At 61.5% G+C, this 21,838-nt stretch carries 23 protein-coding genes, 1 tRNA gene and 1 pseudogene; 11 read left to right on the top strand and 14 right to left on the bottom strand.

Translation table 11 applies throughout. The annotated features are described in order from the left end of the window. Positions 1–79: 79 nt before the first annotated feature. Entirely contained in the window at positions 80–1,879 is a 1,800-nt protein-coding gene (locus QN219_RS02170) for a GGDEF domain-containing protein (RefSeq protein WP_283997605.1), read from the bottom strand. Positions 1,880–2,044: 165 nt separating this feature from the next. After that, positions 2,045–2,593: an HdeD family acid-resistance protein gene (locus QN219_RS02165; protein ID WP_283997603.1), complete on the bottom strand. Its 549-nt coding sequence runs from the start codon at positions 2,591–2,593 to the stop codon at positions 2,045–2,047. 147 nt (positions 2,594–2,740) lie between these two features. On the opposite strand from QN219_RS02165, the gene betI reads away from it, so the two are divergent. The 4 genes from betI (at position 2,741) to betA (ending at position 8,334) form a co-directional block, all read left to right on the top strand. Then, entirely contained in the window at positions 2,741–3,346 is a 606-nt protein-coding gene (betI, locus tag QN219_RS02160) for a transcriptional regulator BetI (RefSeq protein WP_283997601.1), read from the top strand. Positions 3,347–3,480: 134 nt separating this feature from the next. Next, positions 3,481–5,019, top strand: a complete 1,539-nt coding sequence (betC, locus tag QN219_RS02155) for a choline-sulfatase (protein ID WP_283998238.1) — start codon at positions 3,481–3,483, stop codon at positions 5,017–5,019. Position 5,020: 1 nt separating this feature from the next. Then, entirely contained in the window at positions 5,021–6,484 is a 1,464-nt protein-coding gene (betB, locus tag QN219_RS02150; RefSeq protein ID WP_283997600.1) for a betaine-aldehyde dehydrogenase, read from the top strand. A gap of 200 nt (positions 6,485–6,684) precedes the next feature. Further along, the gene (gene betA, locus QN219_RS02145; RefSeq protein ID WP_283997598.1) at positions 6,685–8,334 is read left to right on the top strand and encodes a choline dehydrogenase; all 1,650 of its coding nucleotides are present in this window, start codon (positions 6,685–6,687) and stop codon (positions 8,332–8,334) included. Between the two features lie 116 nt (positions 8,335–8,450). Here betA and QN219_RS02140 read toward each other — a convergent pair whose 3' ends face one another. Next, the gene (locus tag QN219_RS02140; RefSeq protein ID WP_283997596.1) at positions 8,451–8,933 is read right to left on the bottom strand and encodes a DUF2214 domain-containing protein; all 483 of its coding nucleotides are present in this window, start codon (positions 8,931–8,933) and stop codon (positions 8,451–8,453) included. Continuing rightward, a complete protein-coding gene (locus QN219_RS02135) occupies positions 8,933–9,295 on the bottom strand; it encodes a DUF6152 family protein (protein ID WP_283998237.1) in 363 nt (120 codons plus the stop codon). The genes QN219_RS02140 and QN219_RS02135 overlap by 1 nt, the downstream gene beginning before the upstream one ends. A gap of 346 nt (positions 9,296–9,641) precedes the next feature. Between QN219_RS02135 and QN219_RS02130 the strand changes: the two genes are divergently transcribed. From QN219_RS02130 to QN219_RS02115, 4 genes are all read left to right on the top strand, one after another. Further along, the gene (locus QN219_RS02130) at positions 9,642–10,397 is read left to right on the top strand and encodes a phosphoadenylyl-sulfate reductase (RefSeq protein WP_283997594.1); all 756 of its coding nucleotides are present in this window, start codon (positions 9,642–9,644) and stop codon (positions 10,395–10,397) included. A 46-nt stretch (positions 10,398–10,443) separates the two neighbouring features. After that, complete coding sequence (gene cysD, locus QN219_RS02125; protein WP_283997593.1) at positions 10,444–11,397, top strand: sulfate adenylyltransferase subunit CysD; 954 nt, start codon at positions 10,444–10,446, stop codon at positions 11,395–11,397. Beyond that, entirely contained in the window at positions 11,397–12,899 is a 1,503-nt protein-coding gene (cysN, locus tag QN219_RS02120; protein WP_283997592.1) for a sulfate adenylyltransferase subunit CysN, read from the top strand. The genes cysD and cysN overlap by 1 nt, the downstream gene beginning before the upstream one ends. A gap of 155 nt (positions 12,900–13,054) precedes the next feature. After that, positions 13,055–13,246, top strand: coding sequence for a hypothetical protein (locus tag QN219_RS02115; protein ID WP_283997590.1), 192 nt, complete (start codon positions 13,055–13,057; stop codon positions 13,244–13,246). A gap of 25 nt (positions 13,247–13,271) precedes the next feature. On the opposite strand, the gene QN219_RS02110 is transcribed toward QN219_RS02115, so the two are convergent. Next, the gene (locus tag QN219_RS02110) at positions 13,272–13,415 is read right to left on the bottom strand and encodes a hypothetical protein (RefSeq protein WP_283997588.1); all 144 of its coding nucleotides are present in this window, start codon (positions 13,413–13,415) and stop codon (positions 13,272–13,274) included. Positions 13,416–13,824: 409 nt separating this feature from the next. Continuing rightward, a tRNA-Pro gene (locus QN219_RS02105) sits at positions 13,825–13,901 on the bottom strand. A 288-nt stretch (positions 13,902–14,189) separates the two neighbouring features. On the opposite strand from QN219_RS02105, the gene QN219_RS02100 reads away from it, so the two are divergent. Next, the gene (locus QN219_RS02100) at positions 14,190–14,603 is read left to right on the top strand and encodes a hypothetical protein (RefSeq protein ID WP_283997586.1); all 414 of its coding nucleotides are present in this window, start codon (positions 14,190–14,192) and stop codon (positions 14,601–14,603) included. Between the two features lie 103 nt (positions 14,604–14,706). Here the strand turns inward: QN219_RS02100 and QN219_RS02095 are convergent, their stop codons facing one another. The 5 genes and pseudogenes from QN219_RS02095 to QN219_RS02075 all read right to left on the bottom strand — a co-directional run bounded on the left by QN219_RS02095 (position 14,707) and on the right by QN219_RS02075 (position 17,040). Further along, a complete protein-coding gene (locus QN219_RS02095) occupies positions 14,707–15,219 on the bottom strand; it encodes a cupin domain-containing protein (protein WP_283997584.1) in 513 nt (170 codons plus the stop codon). A gap of 327 nt (positions 15,220–15,546) precedes the next feature. Further along, positions 15,547–15,747, bottom strand: a complete 201-nt coding sequence (locus tag QN219_RS02090) for a hypothetical protein (RefSeq protein ID WP_283997582.1) — start codon at positions 15,745–15,747, stop codon at positions 15,547–15,549. Positions 15,748–15,755: 8 nt separating this feature from the next. Then, a pseudogene (locus tag QN219_RS02085) lies at positions 15,756–15,939 on the bottom strand (hypothetical protein). 147 nt (positions 15,940–16,086) lie between these two features. After that, a complete protein-coding gene (locus QN219_RS02080; protein WP_283997580.1) occupies positions 16,087–16,545 on the bottom strand; it encodes a hypothetical protein in 459 nt (152 codons plus the stop codon). Between the two features lie 120 nt (positions 16,546–16,665). Beyond that, positions 16,666–17,040, bottom strand: a complete 375-nt coding sequence (locus QN219_RS02075) for a hypothetical protein (protein ID WP_283997578.1) — start codon at positions 17,038–17,040, stop codon at positions 16,666–16,668. A gap of 706 nt (positions 17,041–17,746) precedes the next feature. Between QN219_RS02075 and QN219_RS02070 the strand changes: the two genes are divergently transcribed. Then, on the top strand, positions 17,747–19,036 hold the full coding sequence (locus QN219_RS02070) for an SDR family oxidoreductase (RefSeq protein ID WP_283997576.1): 1,290 nt from the start codon (positions 17,747–17,749) through the stop codon (positions 19,034–19,036). Next, positions 19,036–19,509, top strand: a complete 474-nt coding sequence (locus tag QN219_RS02065; RefSeq protein ID WP_283997575.1) for a DUF2269 family protein — start codon at positions 19,036–19,038, stop codon at positions 19,507–19,509. Before QN219_RS02070 ends, QN219_RS02065 begins: the two co-directional genes overlap by 1 nt. A gap of 268 nt (positions 19,510–19,777) precedes the next feature. Here the strand turns inward: QN219_RS02065 and QN219_RS02060 are convergent, their stop codons facing one another. From QN219_RS02060 to QN219_RS02050, 3 genes are read right to left on the bottom strand one after another with little or no spacing between them, the layout of a single operon-like run. Beyond that, entirely contained in the window at positions 19,778–20,749 is a 972-nt protein-coding gene (locus QN219_RS02060; protein ID WP_283997573.1) for a DUF3618 domain-containing protein, read from the bottom strand. After that, complete coding sequence (locus QN219_RS02055) at positions 20,746–21,165, bottom strand: phage holin family protein (RefSeq protein WP_173510572.1); 420 nt, start codon at positions 21,163–21,165, stop codon at positions 20,746–20,748. The genes QN219_RS02060 and QN219_RS02055 overlap by 4 nt, the downstream gene beginning before the upstream one ends. Further along, the gene (locus QN219_RS02050) at positions 21,158–21,757 is read right to left on the bottom strand and encodes a nutrient deprivation-induced protein (RefSeq protein WP_283997570.1); all 600 of its coding nucleotides are present in this window, start codon (positions 21,755–21,757) and stop codon (positions 21,158–21,160) included. The genes QN219_RS02055 and QN219_RS02050 overlap by 8 nt, the downstream gene beginning before the upstream one ends. Between the last annotated feature and the right edge of the window lie 81 nt (positions 21,758–21,838).

Genomic DNA, 21,838 nt, shown 5'->3' with positions numbered 1-21,838 from the left:
GCGTCCTCGCAAAGGTGATTGCGCCTAAACCTATCGCCCGCTCACAGTTCCGGAAACCCCGATATCGGCAGGCGAATAATCAGTCACCGTGGAGCAACTCAAAAACGAGGCCACTTTCGCTTTCCTTAGCGCGTGCTTTGATTTCAGCAATCCGCGCGCTGACTGTCTGGGTGTCCGATAAAATGAAGCCCTGCGGAAGCACGAGAACGGCGATCGAACAACGCATCAGGGGAAAGTTCTTGCTTACTCCGTCGCGGCCATATCCGCTGATCCGCCCCTCGGCCTGGTGTTCCGCGGAATAGAGCTGCCGGACATCCGAGCGGAAATCCTCGGCGAGGCGCGTAAGGACGGAGTGGATTTCCTGATCGGTCCAGCCGCTGACGCCGACGAAGAAATCATCGCCGCCCACATGCCCCAGAAACTTCTCCTCTCCGATGAAATGACGCCTGAGCAGGGCGGCAAACAGCGTGATCGCCAGATCGCCCTTCTGAAAACCGTAGGTGTCGTTGAACGGTTTGAAGTCGTCGAAGTCGCAATAGCAGAAGTAGCGCGTTTCGTCGCCGTCGAGGATCGCGTCCTGCACGTAGTCGCGGATCGCGCGGTTGCCCGGCAGGCCCGTCAGCGGGTTCTGCTCCTGCGCCATCTTCAACTGCTTCTCGTTGATGATCTTCAACAGCGACGAAGCGGAAAGAATGCCGGCGTAGCGCATGTTTTCGGTCAGGATCACACGGTCGCTGCCGTCCATGCCGGCGAAGATTTTCAGCATCTCGTCGGCAGGCGTATCGAGATCGGCGATCGGCGCCGGGCTGACGAAATGCGAAATGCGGCGCTGGTAGATGCGGTTCTTCAGCAGGTCACGGCCGAAGGGATGATAGATCATCTCCTTGACGTGATACTCGTGCAGGATGCCGCGCGGCTCGCCGTTGGCGTTCAACACCGGAAAAAAAGGCTGGCGCGGATTGACCCGAAAAAGATCAAAGGCGGATTCGAGTTCGTCGCTCTCCCTCACGGCCGGAAGCTGTTCGATCTGTTTCCTGATGAGAATGCTGTCGAGCGTCGCGGAGGAGCGCCGCGCGGCACCGCTCAATTCCAGATGAGGGTAAGCCGGCTGAAGCTCGCTGAGATGGGTGGTCGGCCGAGCAATGAAATAGCCCTGCACCAGATCGCATCCGAGATCGCGACAGGCGAGGAACTCGGCCTCCGTCTCCACGCCCTCCGCAATCACCCGCGTTCCGAGCACGTGGGCCGTATTGACCGTATGGCGAACGAGATGACGTTTGCGCGGGTCCCGCTCGATGCCGGAGATGAAATGCCGATCGATCTTCACGTAGTCGACGGGCTGGTCGCAGAGCAATTTCAGCCCGTTGAAGCCTGCGCCGAAATCGTCGATCGCGAGCTTGAAGCCGGCAAGCCGCAATTGCCGCACCAGCGCGGAAAAATCGGGCATCTTCCCACCGTCAAAGCGCTCCGAAAGCTCGAAGCAGAGCGAAGACGGGGCAATGTTGGCGCGCTTCAGGTGATTGACGAGGCGCTCGACGATATCGTCCTCGCCACCGACCAGCCTCGAATCGAAATTCAGGAAAAGGGTCCGTGCCGAAGAGTCGGGGATCGTCGCGAAGGCGGCCACGGCGCGGCTGTTGATAAGATGTTCGAGCGCCAGAAGCTGGCCCCCCTCCTCCGCCTTGTCCAGCAATTCGAGCGGCGAGGCAAAGCCCAGGCGCTGGAACCCGCGCATCAGCGATTCATAGCCGAAAACGGCACCAGTCGTCGCCTCGACGATCGGCTGGAAGGCGTTCTCGATGACAAGTTTGGCAAGCGTGACAATCTGGTCGTCGCCGAAGCGGCGAAGCGAAAGGATTTCGGCGGGGGCGACGGACATGCCGGCTCCAGGAACATACACGAACAAAGGCCGCGCCAGCATCAAGGGCAAGCGTCAACGAAACCTTTCACGAATGTGAAGGTTTCATGAAGCTTGCATAACAAGAGCGGCGGCCGTCGTCGCGCACGCCTCAAGGCCGCAGCGCATTGAAAATGCGATGGATTCCTAACCCTTGGCGAGAACGCCGAAAGCGATCAACGCAAGGCCCTGCATCACCAGATCGACTGCGAGGAACAGCCCCAGAATCCACAGGCTGTTGACCGGCCACCCGCCAGCAATGACGAGGCCGGCAACCAAGGTGACGAGCCCGCCTATGACGATCCAACCCCAGCCAGCGAGCGGCCTGAGCTTGAAGCCGACCCACAGGCGGGAGCAGCCGGCAACGATCAATGCTACGGCCATCAGGAAGGTCAGGACCGAGGAGGCAAGCACGGGGTTGATGAAAGCAAAGAGGCCAGCCGCCGCATAGCAGGCGCCACTCAAGACCCAATAGACGATGCTTTCCCAGCCTCTGACCTGGAACGCGTGCGCGAGGTTGAGCAGACCGCCGACGAGCATGATGGCGCCGATGTAGTAGACCGAGCCGACCGTCGCCATGAACAGATTGCCGAAAGCGATGCCGCCACACATGATCAACAGCACGCCAAGTGCGACGAACCACGCCCATTTTCCGGCGACGGCCTCCTTGCCGGCGGGGTCGAAGGTGTGGACCATTTTTCAACCTCCAGTCCTGTTGGCGAGCCTGAGCGCCACCTAGCGATTGGGCCGGATTTCTCAGCAAAAAGAAAGAGAAAAAAGCGAAAGGTTTTTCTTGATTGATGCGTCAATCAAAAATAAAATAGGTGTCCGAGGGAGTATCTGATGCCGAAAATCGGAATGGAGCCTGTGCGCCGAAAGGCGCTGGTGGACGCAGCGCTGCGCGTGATCGGAGATCAGGGCACGCTCTCTGTCACCATGTCGGACATCGCCAGGACCGCCGGCGTCTCGCCGGCGCTCGCGCACCACTATTTCGGCAGCAAGGAACAATTGCTGATCGCAACGATCCGCAGCCTTCTGGGGCAACTGCGCGACGACGCGGTCACCGCACTGAAGGCGGCGACGACGCCGCGCGAAAAGCTGAGTGCGCTGATCCGCGTGAGCTTTCGCGCCGCCCAGTTCGCCCCCGAGACGGTCGCCGCCTGGCTTGCCTTCTATTCGGAGGCGCAACGGTCCGAGGATGTCCGCCGCCTCCTCGTCATCTATGCGCGCCGGCTGCGCTCTAATCTGTTGGCCAGCCTCAGGCCGCTCTCTACAGCCGATGACGCGGAGCGCATCGCCGAGGGCGCGGCTGCGATGATCGATGGGCTTTACATCCGGCAAAGTCTTAAATCGGCGCCGATCAGCATCGAAGCTTCGATCGCGCTCACGGAAGACTACGTGAATGCGCACTTGCGGGTGGGTGATGGTGAAAACTACGCCTCACCCTAGCTCTCTCCCCGAACGCGGGGGGAGGAGACTTGGGCGCGACATATCTTCTCCCCGCGAGCAGGGAGAAGATGGCGGCGCCGGATGAGGCGATCTCCGAAACGAACTGCAATTCAAACCTTCGAGGAACCGACGACGTGACTGCCGGAAAGCCGAATATCTTGATCATCATGGTCGACCAGCTGAACGGGAAGCTCTTTCCGCACGGCCCCGCCGACTTCCTGCACGCGCCAAACCTGAAGGCACTGGCCAAGCGCTCCGCCCGATTCCGCAACAACTACACTTCGTCGCCGCTCTGCGCGCCGGCGCGCGCCTCGTTCATGGCCGGGCAGCTGCCGAGCCGCACCCGCGTCTTTGACAACGCTGCCGAATACCAGTCTTCGATCCCGACCTATGCCCATCATCTGCGCCGGGCCGGCTACTACACCGCCCTTTCCGGCAAGATGCATTTCGTCGGGCCGGATCAGTTGCACGGCTTCGAAGAGCGCTTGACCACGGATATCTATCCGGCCGATTTCGGCTGGACGCCGGACTATCGCAAGCCCGGCGAGCGGATCGACTGGTGGTACCACAATCTCGGTTCCGTCACCGGCGCCGGGGTGGCGGAGATCACCAACCAGATGGAATATGACGACGAGGTGGCGTTTCTGGCGAACCAGAAGCTCTATCAGCTCTCCCGCGAGAACGACGACGAAAGCCGCCGCCCCTGGTGCCTCACCGTCTCCTTTACCCATCCCCACGACCCCTATGTCGCACGGCGCAAATTCTGGGATCTTTACGAGAATTGCGAGCACCTGCTGCCGGAGATCGGCGCGCTTCCCTTCGATCGGCAGGACCCGCATTCGCAGCGCATCATGCACTCCTGCGACTACGAAAACTTCGCGCTTACCGAGGAGAATGTCCGCCGGTCACGCCGCGCCTATTTCGCCAATATCTCCTACCTCGACGAAAAAGTGGGAGAGCTCATCGATACGCTGTCGCGGACGAGAATGCTCGACGATACCGTCATCCTCTTCTGTTCCGACCACGGCGACATGCTCGGTGAACGCGGTCTGTGGTTCAAGATGAACTTCTTCGAAGGTTCCGCGCGCGTGCCGCTGATGATCGCCGGACCGGGGGTTACACCCGGCCTGCATCTGGCGCCCACTTCGAACCTCGACGTGACGCCGACGCTTGCCGAACTCGCGGGCATCTCGCTGGAGGAGGTAAAGCCCTGGACGGACGGCATCAGCCTTATGCCGATGGTGGGCGGCACGGAGCGCACCGAGGCGGTGCTGATGGAATATGCGGCGGAAGCCTCCTACGCGCCGCTCGTCTGCATTCGTGAAGGAAAGTGGAAATATATCCACTGCACCCTCGATCCGGACCAGCTTTACGACCTCGAAAGCGACCCACTGGAACTCACCAACCTCGCGGAAAATCCGCGCAACTCTGTCGATGCGGCAACGCTCGCCGCCTTCCGCGACATGCGCGCCGCCCACTGGGACATGGAGGCCTTCGACGCGGCCGTACGCGAAAGCCAGGCCCGGCGCTGGGTGGTCTATGAGGCGCTCCGCAATGGCGCCTATTATCCCTGGGACCACCAGCCGCTGCAGAAGGCATCCGAGCGCTACATGCGCAACCACATGAACCTCGACAACCTCGAGGAATCCAAGCGCTATCCGCGGGGAGAATGACATGAGAGCCCAACCGAAAGCCTCGCACTTCATCGACGGCGAATATGTCGAGGACACCGCCGGCACCGTGATCGAGAGCATCTATCCGGCGAACGGCGAGGTGATCGCCCGGCTTCATGCCGCGACGCCCGCGATCGTTGAAAAGGCGATCGCCGCCGCGAAACGGGCGCAGCCGGAATGGGCGGCGAAGAGCCCGACGGCGCGCGGCCGCATCCTGAAACGCGCCGCGGAAATCATGCGCGAGCGCAACCGCGAGCTTTCCGAACTGGAAACGCTCGACACCGGCAAGCCGATCCAGGAAACGATCGTCGCCGACCCGACTTCCGGCGCCGACAGCTTTGAGTTCTTCGGCGGCGTCGCGGCGGCGGCGCTCAACGGCGACTACATCCCGCTTGGCGGCGATTTCGCCTATACCAAGCGAGTGCCGCTCGGCGTCTGCGTCGGCATCGGCGCCTGGAACTATCCGCAGCAGATTGCCTGCTGGAAGGGCGCGCCGGCACTTGCCGCCGGTAACGCCATGGTCTTCAAACCGTCGGAAAACACTCCACTCGGGGCGCTGAAGATCGCCGAGATCCTGATCGAGGCGGGCCTGCCGAAGGGCCTCTATAATGTCATCCAGGGCGACCGATCGACCGGTCCACTGCTCGTCAACCATCCCGACATCGCCAAGGTTTCTCTCACCGGCTCGGTGCCGACCGGCCGCAAGGTCTATGAGGCAGCCGCAGCCGGGCTTCGCCATGTAACGATGGAACTCGGCGGCAAGTCGCCGTTGATCGTCTTCGACGATGCCGATCTCGAAAGCGCTATCGGCGGCGCCATGCTCGGCAATTTCTATTCGACCGGGCAGGTCTGCTCCAACGGCACCCGCGTGTTCGTGCAGCGGAAGGTCAAGGACGCCTTTCTGGCGCGGCTCAAGGAGCGCACCGAGGCGATCGTCATCGGCGACCCCATGGACGAGGCGACGCAGCTTGGCCCCATGGTTTCGAAGGCGCAGCGCGACAAGGTCTTCTCCTACATCGAGAAGGGCAAGGCGGAAGGCGCGCGGCTCGTGACCGGCGGCGGCATTCCAAACGCCGTCAACACCGAGGGCACCTATATACAGCCGACCGTATTTGCCGACGTCACCGACGAGATGAGGATCGCGCGCGAGGAAATCTTCGGGCCGGTTATGTGCGTGCTCGATTTCGACGACGAAGCGGAGGTCGTCGCCCGCGCGAACGCCACCGAATTCGGCCTTTCCGCCGGTGTCTTCACGGCCGACATCACCCGGGCGCACCGCGTGGTCGACCAGCTTGAGGCCGGCACGCTCTGGATCAACACCTACAATCTCTGCCCTGTCGAGATCCCCTTCGGCGGCTCGAAGCAATCGGGCTTCGGTCGCGAGAATTCGGTCGCGGCGTTGAACCACTATACCGAGCTCAAGACCGTCTATGTCGGTATGGGGAAGGTAGAGGCGCCGTACTGACGATTTGAATTTGCCCCTCACCCTAGCCCTCTCCCCGCCCGCGGGGAGAGGGGACTGGAGGGGGCGGCGAGCCCCTTTTTGCTCCCAAGCGGGAGAGAAGCAAACGGGTGCCGCTTGTCCCTTCTCCCCGCAAGCGGGGAGAAGGTGGCGGCAGCCGGATGAGGGGCACATGGAGCGGCATCTATAAGAAAGACACTCGCATGCAGGCAGATTTCGTCATCATCGGTTCCGGCTCGGCGGGCTCGGCGCTTGCCTATCGCCTCTCGGAAGACGGCAAGCATTCGGTCATCGTGCTGGAATTCGGCGGCTCGGATGTCGGCCCGTTCATCCAGATGCCGGCGGCGCTTGCCTGGCCGATGAGCATGAACCGCTACAATTGGGGCTATCTTTCCGAGCCCGAGCCGAACCTCAACAACCGGCGCATCACCGCGCCGCGCGGCAAGGTGATCGGCGGTTCCTCCTCGATCAACGGCATGGTCTATGTGCGCGGCCACGCGGAGGATTACAATCGCTGGGAGGAGCTAGGCGCCCAGGGCTGGGCCTATGCGGACGTGCTGCCCTATTTCAAGCGGATGGAACATTCGCATGGCGGCGAAGACGGCTGGCGCGGCACACAGGGGCCGCTGCATATCCAGCGCGGCAGCCTCAGGAACCCGCTCTTTCACGCCTTCATCCAGGCGGGAAACCAGGCAGGGTTCGAACTCACCGACGACTATAACGGCTCCAAGCAGGAAGGCTTCGGCCTCATGGAGCAGACGACCTGGCGAGGTCGGCGCTGGTCGGCGGCTTCCGCCTATCTGAAGCCGGCGCTGAAGCGCGCAAATGTGCAACTGATCCGCTGCCTCGCCCACAAGATCGTGATCGAGAACGGCCGCGCGACCGGCGTCGAGATCGAGCGCAACGGCCGGACCGAGGTTGTGAAGGCCAATCACGAGGTGATCGTCTCGGCATCATCCTTCAACTCGCCGAAGCTGTTGATGCTCTCCGGCATCGGCCCGGCGGCGCATCTGAAGGAGCTAGGCATCGAGGTGAAGGCCGACCGGCCGGGCGTCGGCCAGAACCTCCAGGATCACATGGAGTTCTACTTCCAGCAGGTGAGCACAAAGCCGGTGTCGCTCTATTCCTGGCTGCCATGGTTCTGGCAGGGGGTCGCGGGCGCGCAGTGGCTGCTCTTCAAGCGAGGCCTTGGCGTCTCCAACCAGTTCGAGGCCTGCGCCTTCCTGCGTTCGGCCCCGGGGGTCAAACAGCCCGATATCCAGTATCACTTCCTGCCGGTGGCGATCAGCTACGACGGCAAGGCGGCGGCGAACACGCACGGCTTCCAGGTGCATGTCGGCTACAACCTGTCCAAGTCGCGCGGCAGCGTCACCCTTCGCTCGTCCGATCCGAAGGCCGATCCGGTGATCCGCTTCAACTATATGAGCCACCCGGAGGATTGGGAGAAATTCCGCCATTGCGTGCGGTTGACGCGCGAGATCTTCGGCCAGAAGGCTTTCGACCAGTATCGCGGACCGGAAATCCAGCCGGGCGACAAGGTCCAGACGGACGACGAGATCGACGCCTTCCTGCGCGAGCATCTCGAAAGCGCCTACCATCCCTGCGGCACCTGCAAGATGGGTGCCAAGGACGATCCGATGGCGGTGGTGGATCCGGAGACGCGAGTGATCGGCGTCGAGGGTTTGCGCGTCGCCGACTCCTCGATCTTCCCGCACGTCACCTACGGCAATCTCAATGGTCCCTCGATCATGACCGGCGAGAAGGCGGCCGATCACATCCTCGGCAAGCAGCCCCTCGCCCGCTCAAACCAGGAGCCGTGGATCAACCCGCGCTGGGCGATCAGCGATCGGTAGGGCGGATCAGATTGCCGCGGCGGAAAAGCGAGTGTGGATACCGCCCTCGATAGCTCGGAGATGCGACATCGCGCGCCACCGGCGGTCGCGGCGACCCAATCAAGTCCGGTCTCGCTCTACGATAGGAACCCGATCCAGCGGCCGGCAAGAACCGCTCCGGTCCAGATCGCCATGGAAAGCAGCGCCGAAAGGCGGACTCCCCAGGAGAGCGGCCCGCCGTTAACGGCGGCGCGCCATTGCGGTGTCAGATGCAACAGAACCGCATTGACGATGCCGAGTGCGAGCAGCGTGATCTTTGTCAGGAACGCAGCGTTGCCGGCATATTCAAGCGGGCGGACGCTGAAGAGGCAGAAGCCGGTGATGATGGCGAGGATGACGCCGGTTGCGGCGGCGCGCGAAAGGTACGGTCCGATCGCCGGGACCGGCACCCTGCCGAAGAACCCGATCAGGCGCAGGTCGAGCGGCAGGATCGCGCCGACGATTATTCCGATCGACAGGATATGGGCCGCGTTCACAAAGAGGTATAGGAGCGCCGAGCGTCGTATTGCCACCGCAAAAGATAGGGCGCCGATCCACTCCAACACCTCAACGCCGTCCATCAATTCGTCCGTATGCGCTCCGGATAGAGGGCATAGGCTTTTCCAGCCACGGTGATGCGGACGGCCTTCATTCTCTTCTCGCTGCGATCGAGAGAGCGATTGCCGAGCGCGACGACCGGATCACCGACCTTTGCCACGCCCTCTACAAATCCCGAGCGTTCCGTCTGGCGCGGATTGGCCAGTTCCACGCGCCAAACGCCGTCATTCTCCGTCTCCACGTCCAGTGTCGGGTGCGGCGGCGCCATTGAAATCTCGCGGATCGTTCCGGATAGTTCGATCTGATCGGCCTCCGCCCAGGACCAGCCATGATGCGCGTATGCGCCGGTGACAAGAAGCAATCCGAGGACACCTCCACCGAGCATGCGAGCGGAAAAGGACCTTGTTATTTCTGCCATCTCCTGTCTCCTTCGATGCGCGTAAACGATCAAGGTGAACGTGGAGCACCTGAAGTGAAAGGACAGGGCATTCAACAATTGTTGAAAGGTGATGCCCCGTTGTCGGTGGCGGAGGGCTTGGACCGCCTGCAGCAAACGAAAGGGCATGCACGCTTGCCGGGGGCAGAAATAGTCCATCAAATTACTAGGTTTTCTTAGAACTTTATGGATCAGAGAGATATTTGCTCTGATCCTTGAGCAATAGAAATCCGTTTTTCTGTCATTTATCACAAACGGCTGCGATATTCCGTGCAAATTGCAACGGGATTTAGCCATGACCACGCAGACCCTCGAAGCCGAAGCGAAAGCCCTGAGCGAAGCGCTTGCAGGCCTGGATCTTGCCGGACGCCTGGCGCTCATCGCCGGTCTTGAAGGCAGAGCCGTCTTCACCACGTCGCTCGGCATCGAGGATCAGGTCATCACGGCCGCGATCGGCACGGATCAGCTCGATATCGATGTTGCGACACTGAAGACCGGCCGCCTCTTCAACGAGACCGTCGCGCTTATCGACAAGACCGAGGAAACCTACGGAATCCTTATCAAGCGTTTCTACCCCGAAAAGGGCGACATCGACGCCTATGTGGCTGAGTACGGCATGAACGGCTTCTACGAAAGCGTGGAAGCAAGACATGCCTGTTGCGGCGTACGCAAGCTGAAGCCGCTTGCGCGTGCGCTCGAGGGGGCAAGCTACTGGATCACCGGCCTGCGCCGCGGCCAGTCGGGCAATCGCGCTACAACGCCCTTTGCCGAAGCGGACCTCGAACGCGGCCTCATCAAGATCAATCCGCTGGCGGACTGGGACATCGAGACGATCCGCGACCACGTCGCGGCCAATGCCATTCCCGTCAACCCGCTCCATGCCCGCGGCTATCCGTCGATCGGTTGCGAGCCCTGCACCCGCGCGATAAAGCCCGGTGAGCCCGAGCGCGCCGGACGCTGGTGGTGGGAGAACGACGAGAAGCGCGAATGCGGCCTGCATGTGCCGGAAGCGGCCTCCTCCATCATTCCCAACGCCAGCAATGCTGCCTGAAAGCGGCCGGCGCACCGAGAGACACGTACCCTCCCCGGAGTTCGAAATGCCCCATAACCATCCGGAAACGGAACTGCATAACCCGCAGAGCGCGAAGCCGCCGCTCGACCCGCATCTGAAGGCGCTTGAAAACGAAGCGATCCACATCTTCCGTGAGGTCGCCGCCGAATTCGAGCGCCCGGTGATGCTCTATTCGATCGGCAAGGATTCGTCCGTACTCCTGCATCTGGCACGCAAGGCCTTCTATCCCGGCCGCGTCCCCTTTCCGCTGCTCCATGTCGACACCGGCTGGAAGTTCCGGGAGATGATCGCGTTTCGCGACGAGATGGTCGAAAAATACGATCTCGACCTGGTCGTCCATACCAACCCGCGCGGGGCGGCAGAAAGCGTGACCCCCTTCTCGCATGGCTCGGCGCTCTACACCGACATCATGAAGACCGAGGCGCTGCGTCAGGCGCTTGATGCCGGCCAGTATGACGCCGCCTTTGGCGGCGCTCGCCGCGACGAGGAAGCGAGCCGCGCCAAGGAGCGCATCTATTCCTTCCGCACACCGGACCACCGCTGGGATCCGCGCAACCAGCGTCCCGAGCTCTGGAACATCTATAACGGCATGATCCGCAAGGGCGAGAGCGTGCGCGCCTTCCCGCTCTCCAACTGGACCGAGGTCGACATCTGGCGCTACATCCAGGCGGAAGAGATCCCGATCGTGCCGCTCTATTTTGCCAAGAAGCGTCCGATCGTCGAGCGTGACGGCATGATGATCCTTGCCGAAGATCCGCGTCTCGAACTTCTTCCGGGCGAATTGAAACGCGAGGAAATGATCCGCTTCCGCACGCTCGGCTGTTTTCCGCTGACGGGCGCCATCCGCTCCGGTGCCACCACGCTCGACGACATCATTTCGGAACTTGAAACCGCGACCGTCTCCGAACGGCAGGGCCGCGCCATCGACCGGGACCAGTCCGGCTCGATGGAAAAGAAAAAACGCGAGGGATACTTCTGATGACCGCACCCGCAATCGCGAACGCCGCGCTGGACGAAGCAACCACCGTCGCAGCCTTTCCGGCGCAGGAGCCGGTGCGCGCCACGCGCGATTCCCGTCCGCTTCGCCTTATCACCTGCGGCAGCGTTGACGACGGCAAATCGACGCTGATCGGCCGGCTGCTTTGGGACACGAAGGCGGTCAAGGAAGACCAGGCCGCCACGCTCGAGCGCGATTCCAGCGGCAAGCAGAACGATCTCGGCCTGCCCGATTTCGCGCTGCTTTTGGATGGTCTGCAGGCCGAGCGTGAACAGGGCATCACCATCGACGTCGCCTATCGCTACTTCTCGACCGACAAGCGTTCCTTCATCGTCGCCGACACGCCCGGTCACGAGCAATATACGCGCAACATGGCGACCGGCGCTTCGACTGCCGATCTCGCCGTGCTCCTGGTCGACGCCCGCGTCGGCCTCCTGGAACAGACCCGGCGTCACGCAACGATCGCGACGCTGATGGGCATCCGCCAGTTCGTGCTCGCCGTCAACAAGATAGACCTCACCGATTACGACCGCAGCCGCTTCGAGCAGATCTCGCACGAGTTCAAGGAACTCGCCTTGTCGCTCGGCGTGCGGCAGGTCACCGCGATCCCGGTTTCGGCGCTCAAGGGCGAGAACGTCGTCTATGACGGCCGCGCCTCCATGCCCTGGTACGATGGCCCGACGCTGATCGAGATACTCGAACTCGCGACGACACGCTCTGCACAGACGGTCGGCTTCCGCCTGCCGGTGCAGCGAGTCTCGCGCCCGGGCGAGAGCTTCCGCGGCTATCAGGGTACCGTCGCCGGTGGCTCGGTGAAGCCCGGCGATTCCGTCGTCATTCTGCCGTCCGGCATGGTTGCCAACGTCACGAAGATCGTCACCTTCGACCTCGTGCGCAATGCCGCCGTTGCTGGCGACGCGATCACGCTCGTGCTCGACCGTCAGGTGGACGTCTCCCGCGGCGACGTGATCGCGTCGATCGACAGCCAGCCGATGACCGGGCTCGCCTTCGACGCTCAACTCGTTGCCCTTCAGCCGGAGGGTATCCAGCCCGGCAAGCGCTACTGGCTGAAATCCGGCAGCCGCCGTCAGCGCGTGCAGGTTCAGCCCGCAAGCCAGCTCGATCTCAAGACCGGCAAGTGGAACCATGCGGACGCGCTGCCGATGAACGCCATCGGCAAGGTTCATCTCGTCTTCGATGAACGGGCGATCTTCGACGCTTACGAACAGAACCGCACGACCGGCGCCTTCATCCTGATCGACCCGGACACCAACAACACAGTCGCCGGCGGCATGATCACTGCCAAACGCGCGGCACTCGGGGGTATCCATGCGGAGGAAAGCCGGGTCATCCTGTCGCTGCCGGCAGACCTCGCCGACCAGCTGATGGCAACGGAACTCTTTGCCAGCCGGCGCGAAGACGCGGAAATCCGCCGCGTCAATGCCGGCAAGGCGGCGGAAATCATCGATTCGATCGACGGCTGATCGGCGACTTGTCGAAGCTGGAAAAGGGGCTGCTCGGCCCCTTTTTCATTGGTCCATGCCATTCGGGCCGGCGGTGGTCGTCTCGCTTCGCTTCACTCTTCCAAACCGCCTCTCCCGCCCTAGCTTTTCGCCAGGCATAGCAGGGAGACGCAGCCATGCTTAGCGACAATGGAAAGGAAACGCCCGACGGAGGCTTCGACGGCCGCACTATGACGATCGAAGCATTTGCGCGGAAATACCGCCTGGACGAGGACGAAGCCAACCGCCTCGAAGAGGAATTCGGCCCTGCCGCACCGGAAGTGGACCTGCTGAGAGCCGCAAGACGCAATGGACTTCCTGAGGAGTAAGGGAGCGGTCTGCGCCCGCAGACCGTCAAGCGTGCCGCTCGATCGGCGCAAGTTGCATCGTCAGCGGCGGCGGATCACCGTTGCGCCAGAGCTGGTAGCCGACGACGCTGCCGAGAATCGCGGACCAGATAATGATTTCGCGCAGTGTGAAAATTGGTTCCTTCAACATCACGGCCTCACCGGATTGCGTTTGTTGAAAGGATAATGGCGGCGATCGTTCACCCTGCAAAGACGGCATATGGTTAACAGACTATTTCAAAGTGAACAACGAAAGAAGCTAGGCGCCTCGATTCAAGCCTGCCAAGGAAGCAGCCAAACCTGCCCACGCCAAGATCGCGCAAAGCCAAGATGCGATCAGTCCCGTCTCGCCCCTGAGAACTCAGGGCTTCAATTTCAATCGTCTAACCGTAAGGTGGCGTGTCGATCATGACGATCGATAGGACTGTTTCACCGTTTCCGAACGCCGTGAGACAGTCCGCCCCGGCAGGGCGTCGTCAGCCGCGCCGCCCGAGAAGGTGCGATCCGTCGTTCGCTCGGCTCGTCGGCGACAAAATAGCTCGATAAGTGATTGATTTGGCTGGTCGGAGTGGCGTGATTCGAACACGCGACCCCCACGTCCCGAACGTGGTGCGCTACCAGACTGCGCTACACTCCGTGACCAGCGGCGCCTCTATAGAACAGCATTTTCGATTTCACAAGCGCCTATCTCGAAAAGAATGCAACCTGACACAAAAAATTCGATCGGTGGAAACCCGTTGGCGCCCCTCGCCTGGAACGGCAATAGGGCGTTTCTGCAACGCTTTATATTTTCCTGAATCCCGGCGGCCAGGGCGGATTTTCTTTCGCGTCTTTTGGCGCTAGAGGCTCAGCGGAAAGCTAGGAAACCGGGGGATACGGGCTTCCGCGCCGCAGATTTCAGAACGAGACTCAAAGGGACAAAAACATGAACTTCCGCATGATGACGGTCGCCGGCCTTGTGCTGGCCCTTGCCGGCTGCACGACGACTTCAGTGGTGGCAAGAAATGCCGTCGAGACCCGGTGGCTGGGCAAGCCCGCTGGCACCTTCTTCGCCCAGTTCGGCCCGCCGATTGCCGACGTCGAAACCGGTGACGACACCGTCTACAGCTGGAAGGGCGGCTACAAGACCCGCAAGATCCCGGCCGAGTATGAAAAGGCCGCCGACGGCAAACGTGGCAAGCGCATCTCCGCCGCCCGCACCGAATATCTGAGCTGTTCCGTCCAACTCACCGTGTCTTCCGACTACGTCATCCGCTCGATCCGCCTCGTCGGCGACCGCAAGCGCGCCAATGGACCGAGCTGGTGCGAGGAATTTCTGGGTGGGGTGAAGGGGGAGTGAGAGCCGTCACCGCCGCATAACGTCCGCGAGAGCAGGCGGGTTTTTCGTGTGGGCTGCAGCGATCCATAATATCCAAGCAAGATGCCTCGGTTCTAGCAAACAGTCAGCCCGGATGCTTGTGGATCGGATCGACCCAGTAGATCTCCTCCGGCTTCTCGACCGGATCGATGTCGGCGATGTTAACGACGACGGCCTCGTTATCGGACCGCACCAGCACGCATTCGAGCGGATGTTCAGGATCCGCATTGATTTCCTGGTGGGGCACGTATGGCGGCACGTAGATGAAGTCCCCCGGGCCTGCCTCCGCGACATATTCGAGCCTGTCGCCCCAGCGCATGCGCGCCTTGCCGCGGACGACGAAGATCACGCTTTCGAGCGGCCCGTGGTGATGCACGCCGGTCTTGGCATTGGGCTCGATCGCGACGGTTCCGGCCCAGATCTTCTGGGCGCCGACACGCGCATGATTGATGGCTGCCTGCCGATACATGCCGGGCGTCTGGGCCGTGTTGCCGTCCAATTGATCACCTTTGATGACGCGGACACCGTTGTGTTTCCACCGGTCCTCGCCGTGCTTGTCCTCACGATCATGGTCGTGGTGATGGTGGTGGTCCGACATTCTCCGTCTCCCATTCTTCCGGCATGGCTAGCGCAGGCGGCGCAGCACGAGATGATATTTATGTGCAGATCCCGTGTCGGCCAGATCCGGCCAACACGCCGGGAGCGATCCGGCAGACATTACAACATGACCGTTGAGCACAACCTGCTGCGCCTCTTGAGCGCTGCGGGCAGCGTGACAGGGCGATCAGGGAACAACAACAGGCCGGCATTCCACAGTCGCCCCAACGCACCGTTTGGCCGATTTAACCACCAGCGTCAAAAAAAGAGCCTGCCGTGGGAGGAGCTACGACAGGCGTCGACCATGTGTCGGTCAAAGTGAAATGATCTAACCTTGACCGCCCTTCCGCCCGGGATCGTGGCTGTGGTGTCTGTCGTGCTCGCCTCCGCCGCCGGAAACCTTGCTGCGGGTACGCTTGTCAGGTTCGGCGGGTGGCTTCGGGATATCCAATGGAGCTTTGGCATTTTCATGCGAGGCACCTGGGCCGCCTTGGCGGATGCTTGCCGGCGTCTTCTTGGAAGTGGACATGATGCTCCTCATCGATCCTGTTGGTAGCCCTGATGGGTGGTATTGATCTTCGTATTGCCTTGCTGCCCCTTCTTCTCTGGGATCCGAGGGTGTCTCTGGCTTCTTGGATTCAACAGATGCGTTCGTTGCGGGTTCTCCAGTTCCCTTTCCGCTGCGATTTTCCGGAGGAATTGGGGGTGCGCGACTGCTCATATAAAGTCTCCCGAAGTGTGTTTCGATTTTTCGCCAACGCACGCTGGCCTCGATTTCCAACAAGTCAGATCGGGTGTTGTTCCCAGGATGTCACATTTGAGGGTCGTCCCCATCGCCGCAGCTATGAGGCTCGACATGCGATCCAGATCAATCAACGCGTCCGCGCTCGGTAATGCAGAAGGTCCCCAATGCCAGGGCCAGAGCCATGGCGACATAGGCCTTCGCGATGTCGGTTTTCCGTAAGGCCAGTTCCCAGCCCGGAGCAAGGCGTCTCGGCACCAGACCGTAGTCAACGAGGGCCGCGAGTAAGGTTGTGCCTGCGGCTGCCGCCACCACCCGCGGCGAGCTCGCCGTATTTCTCCCCAGCAAGGCCGAAAACGGCAGCGCCCACCAGAGCGAGCCAAGCATGTGCGTCGCGAAACCGGTGAGCGTGTGAGAGAGGTCGAAGCGGGATACGGAGCCAGCGGCTTGGCCGTGCACCCAGTGGCTCGTCGCGTTGATCAGTCGCCAGTGACTTCGCCCTCGACGACTGGCCGATGCCATCAGCACCAAGACCGTGGCCAGGCCGGCGCACGCTCCACTCGCAAACACTACTCTGCCTGACATCGATATCTCCTAAGTGGCGTCAGGTTTGCGGGTTGAAGGGAGATACCGAACGGAGAGACGGCTCAAAGGTCTTCCCGTGGCATAATGACCGCCGAGCCAAACCGTTTCGCCACATGGCAGCTACGTGCGAGTGCCGCCGACAGGCGAGCCCGCCTTCATCTCGGTGCGTACCGGTCCCTCGAACAGGCCCAGATCGTCCCGGCTGAACACAGCCAAGGTCCAACGGGCGGCATTTGCCCCATCTGCGTTTTGAGGTTGGTAGACGAGTTTGTCCGGGCTGCCGATCCTGCGCATCGCCTCATGATCGACTACTCCGGACCGGACCGCTTCAGCCGCTCGGGCGCGGTCACCATCAAAGGCATCCTCGACGAGTTCGTGCGTAAGTATAATTCCCTTGCGCGGCCCGCCGCTGTCTTCGTTGCTGGTCAGCATCACAAGCGCAACGTCGAGTTCCTCACAGATTTTTTGGTCAGCCAGTATCTCGAACAACGCCATTTGGATTCTCCGTCGACATGTTAGCTAGCAGCACCGACCATTCTCGATAATGGTCGAACCCGCGGGACGAACCGATGTTCCCGCGTTGATCGTTTTGATCGAGGCGCAGGCAATAGGAAATACGCGAGTGGCTCCCCTTAGCTCGACCGCGGTTGGCGACAACATGGAGGTGGGAGAGCCTGCCTTCCGTACGGCGGACCGCTCGACTTCATCCGTCAAACCGCGCCTTGGAACGAGTTTGGAACCGATCAGTTCCTCGATTGTTCGGATCGGTATTCAACCGGTTGGCGGCGGACCACGGCCCGATGAACTCCGGTCGGATGCAGTGGCCTGCGGACAAAGGCTTCCCGCATGTGCTGATCCAGGTGCGGAGCCGGCACCCAAAACCTATGGAGCATGAGATGGCAAACAAATCAGACCGTCCCAAGAACAAGGGAGAAAGCGGTACTGCCAAGAAAAATCAACCGGGTCACGTCGGAGGCGACCATGCGCGTAAAGCGCAACAGTGGGGTGGGGGTTCCAAGGCCTCGAAAGGTTCCGTCAGCGAAAGCGACAAGCACAATCCGAATTCAAGCGCGAAGACCTAACGCGCGTATGTAGAGCATCGAGCCCATAAGACTGTCCCCAGATCTGGAGCTGCGAGAACCACCAGAACTTCATTCGGGCGAAGTGCCGCGACAGCGCCCAACATTCGCAAGGATGGACTATGAGAGTGCTTGTGGTAGGCGCCTCCGGCCTGATCGGCTCAGCAGTATGCGCGAAGCTTTCCGAGCGCGGCATGACAGTCGTGCGCGTGGTTCGGCCAGGCTCGACATTGGCCTCTGGAGGAGGCGGCGAAGTCGTCGAAATCGATCTCGCGCCGGCAGTCGAACCCGCAGACTGGCTGCCTCATTTATCGGGTGTTGCCGCTGTCGTGAACTGCGCAGGCACACTTCAAGACAGTCCCGGCGAAAGTACGTCCGGCGTTCATTCGCGTGGCCCGTCGGCACTGTTTAGAGCTTGTGAGCAGGCCGGCGTGCGCCGGGTTGTCCATTTCTCTGCGATGGGCGTTGAAAAGGAGCAGCCTTCGTCTTTTTCGCAAACGAAACTTGAGGGCGACAAGGCTTTGATGGCTCGAGATCTCGATTGGGTCATTCTCCGCCCCTCAGTCGTGCTCGGTCCTGGAGCCTTTGGAGCCAGTGCCCTCTTCAGGGGGTTGGCGGCTTTGCCGGTCCTGCCGCTCATGCCGAAGACTGGCTCGCTCCAGGTCGTTCGCCTCGAAGATGTGGTGCGCACAGTCGAGATATTCGTCAGCCCGGATGCTCCCGAACGGCTCGTGCTGGAGATCGCCGGGCCGGAGGTTCTGTCTTTTGAAGACGTTGTTGCCACCTACCGTCGCTGGCTTGGCTGGCGGGCTGCTCGAGTGATCAGGATGCCTCCTCTTTCGGCCGATCTCATCTACAGGCTAAGCGATCTTGCCGGAGTACTGGGCTGGCGCCCGCCGACACGAAGCACGGCGCAAAAAGAGATCGCACGCGGCGCGGTTGGCGATATCCGGGCGTGGGTCGAGACCACGCGGATCCAACCAATGGCGTTGTCCGAGGCGCTCGCCAGAACGCCGGCCACCGTCCAGGAACGCTGGTTCGCCAGGCTCTATCTCCTGAAGCCAGTCATCTTCATCATTCTGTCGCTGTTTTGGATCAGTACGGGCATTGTCTCGCTTACGTCCGGATACGGCATAGGCGTCGATCTGATGCAACGAGCCGGAGCCGATATTCTCGCAGGACCCAGCGTCGTCGCCGGAGCACTTGCAGACATTCTTGTCGGGTTCGCGATCGCAGTCCGTCGAACCAGCCGCATCGGACTCTACGCGGCAATCTGTCTGTCGCTCTTCTATGCACTCGCGGGAACGGTCCTGCTCCCGGAGCTATGGAGCGAACCGCTGGGGCCTCTCATGAAAATCTGGCCGATTTTGGCGTTACACCTCGCCGCGCTGGCGATTCTCAAGGAGCGGTGATGCTTTATTTCGTGCTCAAGTACCTGCATCTTATCGGCGCTTCAGTCCTGCTGGGCACGGGAGCCGGAATCGCGTTCTTCATGTTGCTCGCCCACCGCACCGGTCGTTCAGATACGATTGCTGCCGTGGCCCGTATCGTCGTCCTGGCCGACTTCCTTTTCACCGCAACCGCCGTCATCTTGCAGCCCGTCACCGGGATCGCCCTTGCTTGGCACGTCGGCTACTCGTTGATGGAAGGCTGGATACTTCTTTCACTGCTTCTGTACGCTGTTACGGGAGCGTTTTGGCTCCCGGTTGTCTGGATGCAGGTGGAAATGTGCAGGCTCGCGGAAGTGGCGTGCAAAGGCGTCGAGCCGCTGCCAAAACGCTACCATCAGCTCTTCCGTCTGTGGTTCGCCTTCGGCTTTCCGGCGTTTGGTGCCGTTCTCGCGATTTTCTGGCTAATGATCACCCGACCGGCCATTGAGTGGTAGCGAGGCGGGGAGGCGGACTCGCGAGTGGACATGATGCTTGGGCGACGGGAGCTGACCTTCCCACGCGAACACTGGTCATGCTCGGCGTTCATCGAATTTCGGCACGCTCCAGATGCGGCAGAGCGATCGGCGAAGCGTTGACTCCATGAACCCGGGTCCTGCCGTCCGGCAATCCCCCATAAAACTGACCACGGCTTCTATCCGCCTAAAACCCCTCGACCGCGATGATCGATCGCTTGGGTTTCGACGTACACCCGCCAGCGCGGTTTCATTCGCGGACCGATTCGCGCACTCGCTCCTTGGCGGCGTCGTGAGCTTTAAGCGCGGCATCACCCGCCTTGTCCAGGATCTCCTGCCCCGTTTCCAGCGCCTCGCCAACCGCAGCATTCGTTCTCGCCGCCAGGTTGCCACGCACCTGGTCGGCCGCCTCGCCCATGGCCTCATCCTCGGTCTCGGTATGCGGCAACGCGGCGCCTATCGCTGCGCCGACAGCGAAGGCGAGCGCGCCGCCGACCAGGGGCTGGTCGCGGAAATGCTTGAGGATAGCCGCATTGAGCTGCGCACCCTCATCCTGCAGCGATCGGCTCGCGTCCTGTGCACGGCTCGCGAGAGACTTGCCGGCGTCAGCAATGGAGCCGGTAACGCGGCTTGCCGTGGCACCCACCTCGCGCCATGTTCTGGATGCCCAACCGGAGGCCTCGTCGAACAAGGCACCGGTCTCGTCGCGTATATCTTCGATCTGCTTTCCGACCGCGTCGGCAAAACCGCGATAAACGCTGCCGCTTGGGTCGACGAAGTGGCCGGCCCGGCGACCTTCTGGATCCGTCAGGGCCCTGAAGCGATTGCCGCTTTCATCCGTGAAGTGGCTATACCGCTCGCCGAAGCTCGCCTCCACCGGTCCGATGCGCCTTACGGAACCTTTCACGGTCGCGAGCGGATATTCATCCGCGTCGTCGTCTTCCCTTAATCCTGGAGCGCGCGACCCCGGATTGGCGAGCAACCAAGCCAGACTTACCCCCATTAATGCGACAGGGATCGGATTTGCCTTAAGTGCGACACCAAGATTGCTGAGATATTCGGCTCCCCCGCTCGTCTTGGCATATTCGAGCAGTTCGTCCATCAGCTGTCCTGGCGACATCCGCTCCTGGATAGCGTGGAGCTTTTCTTCGATCCGTTGGCGATCGGCCTCGATCTCTTGCTGCAACTCCGCAGCCGAATGCGTGTGGGAAGAATCGTTCATCGTACTCTCTCCTTCACCACGTCCAGATCGCGCTGCAGCGAGGTTGCTGTTCTATCGAGCTTGAGACTGCTGCCCTTCAGTGTCGACAGGCTCCGCGAAATCATCGCCCAGGCGAGCAACCCCACGACGACACCGACAATAGCCGCTGATAATGCTTCGGCATTCGGTTCGGTTATGCCCCGGGTCACCAGAAACGCGGCCAGTCCCTGGACGACCGCAGCCAAGAGCACACCGATGGCGCCGATTGCGAAGATCAAGCCGACTAGAAGCGTCTCGAGGCTGCCTACCGCCCGGTTCAATGTCTCGGATGCCTCGGTCTTTGCCAGGTCGATTTCCTTGCGGAAAAGCCCGGATATATCCGCCACCAAACCGGTCATGAGTTCCGATAAGGGGCGGTCGTCCCGATGGTTAGCCATTGCGCTGATCCTCCTCAAAATTCCACCCGCCTTCACTTGATCGGCCACTTGCCGACGGCGACGCGGAGGACGTCCGGGAAACATTCCGGCGAGTGCGACGCTGAGCCGAGGCGGTCAGAAACCGACTGGCGGCCAGGCCCGCGATCGCCGCCATTCCGAGAAAGGCGAGCGGCTGCTTTCGGCCGAAGTCTTCCGCCATTCCCGCAATTTCACCGAAGTCGCGCCCCTCGACGTCGCGCGCGAAGTTCCCGAGCGACGTCCCGATCTGCTGGGCGTAGCGGCCGAGAGCCTGTTGATCCGACTGTTGGAGTTCGGAGCCGACTTTCTCAACGGCCATTGCGACGCCGCTCAACTGGCGCGCCACGACGTTCTTCTCGTGCTCGGCGGCGCGGCTTGCGGCTTCCCGGGTGCGCTCCGCCTGCTCGTCGGCGAACTCTCTGACGTCTTTCAGATCCTCCTGCACTGCCTGCTGCAAGTTGCGATCTGTCATGCCAGTTCCGCTGGTTTGCGCGCCATGGATATCGTCGACACTTTGCGGGGCCATCGCAGGCGCTCCCAATGGGTCGCCGCGGTCATTTGGTTCATTGTTCATTTTCGGCTCCTCCCATCGCGTAACGGGATCGATTCCCGTGTGCAATCAAACGAGCCACTTGAAGCCTTGTTCCCTGCCAAG

It is taken from the genome of Sinorhizobium sp. 8-89 (genome assembly GCF_030124325.1).
Taxonomy (GTDB): Bacteria; Pseudomonadota; Alphaproteobacteria; order Rhizobiales; family Rhizobiaceae; genus Sinorhizobium.
The sequence above is the reverse complement of the archived record's forward strand: the minus strand, read 5'-3'. Positions and strand labels throughout refer to the sequence as shown.

Excerpts from the sequence above, each read along its gene's own strand:
- cysN (WP_283997592.1), top strand. The coding sequence starts at position 11,397 with ATGACCGCACCCGCAATCGCGAACGCCGCGCTGGACGAAGCAACCACC.
- QN219_RS02080 (WP_283997580.1), bottom strand. The coding sequence starts at position 16,545 with ATGTCAGGCAGAGTAGTGTTTGCGAGTGGAGCGTGCGCCGGCCTGGCC.
- cysD (WP_283997593.1), top strand. The coding sequence starts at position 10,444 with ATGCCCCATAACCATCCGGAAACGGAACTGCATAACCCGCAGAGCGCG.
- betB (WP_283997600.1), top strand. The coding sequence starts at position 5,021 with ATGAGAGCCCAACCGAAAGCCTCGCACTTCATCGACGGCGAATATGTC.
- QN219_RS02050 (WP_283997570.1), bottom strand. The coding sequence starts at position 21,757 with ATGAACAATGAACCAAATGACCGCGGCGACCCATTGGGAGCGCCTGCG.
- QN219_RS02055 (WP_173510572.1), bottom strand. The coding sequence starts at position 21,165 with ATGGCTAACCATCGGGACGACCGCCCCTTATCGGAACTCATGACCGGT.
- QN219_RS02060 (WP_283997573.1), bottom strand. The coding sequence starts at position 20,749 with ATGAACGATTCTTCCCACACGCATTCGGCTGCGGAGTTGCAGCAAGAG.
- QN219_RS02090 (WP_283997582.1), bottom strand. The coding sequence starts at position 15,747 with ATGTCCACTTCCAAGAAGACGCCGGCAAGCATCCGCCAAGGCGGCCCA.
- QN219_RS02100 (WP_283997586.1), top strand. The coding sequence starts at position 14,190 with ATGAACTTCCGCATGATGACGGTCGCCGGCCTTGTGCTGGCCCTTGCC.
- QN219_RS02110 (WP_283997588.1), bottom strand. The coding sequence starts at position 13,415 with ATGTTGAAGGAACCAATTTTCACACTGCGCGAAATCATTATCTGGTCC.
- QN219_RS02065 (WP_283997575.1), top strand. The coding sequence starts at position 19,036 with ATGCTTTATTTCGTGCTCAAGTACCTGCATCTTATCGGCGCTTCAGTC.
- QN219_RS02140 (WP_283997596.1), bottom strand. The coding sequence starts at position 8,933 with ATGGACGGCGTTGAGGTGTTGGAGTGGATCGGCGCCCTATCTTTTGCG.
- QN219_RS02165 (WP_283997603.1), bottom strand. The coding sequence starts at position 2,593 with ATGGTCCACACCTTCGACCCCGCCGGCAAGGAGGCCGTCGCCGGAAAA.
- QN219_RS02115 (WP_283997590.1), top strand. The coding sequence starts at position 13,055 with ATGCTTAGCGACAATGGAAAGGAAACGCCCGACGGAGGCTTCGACGGC.
- QN219_RS02135 (WP_283998237.1), bottom strand. The coding sequence starts at position 9,295 with ATGCTCGGTGGAGGTGTCCTCGGATTGCTTCTTGTCACCGGCGCATAC.
- QN219_RS02075 (WP_283997578.1), bottom strand. The coding sequence starts at position 17,040 with ATGGCGTTGTTCGAGATACTGGCTGACCAAAAAATCTGTGAGGAACTC.
- QN219_RS02130 (WP_283997594.1), top strand. The coding sequence starts at position 9,642 with ATGACCACGCAGACCCTCGAAGCCGAAGCGAAAGCCCTGAGCGAAGCG.
- betA (WP_283997598.1), top strand. The coding sequence starts at position 6,685 with ATGCAGGCAGATTTCGTCATCATCGGTTCCGGCTCGGCGGGCTCGGCG.
- betI (WP_283997601.1), top strand. The coding sequence starts at position 2,741 with ATGCCGAAAATCGGAATGGAGCCTGTGCGCCGAAAGGCGCTGGTGGAC.
- QN219_RS02170 (WP_283997605.1), bottom strand. The coding sequence starts at position 1,879 with ATGTCCGTCGCCCCCGCCGAAATCCTTTCGCTTCGCCGCTTCGGCGAC.
- QN219_RS02070 (WP_283997576.1), top strand. The coding sequence starts at position 17,747 with ATGAGAGTGCTTGTGGTAGGCGCCTCCGGCCTGATCGGCTCAGCAGTA.
- QN219_RS02095 (WP_283997584.1), bottom strand. The coding sequence starts at position 15,219 with ATGTCGGACCACCACCATCACCACGACCATGATCGTGAGGACAAGCAC.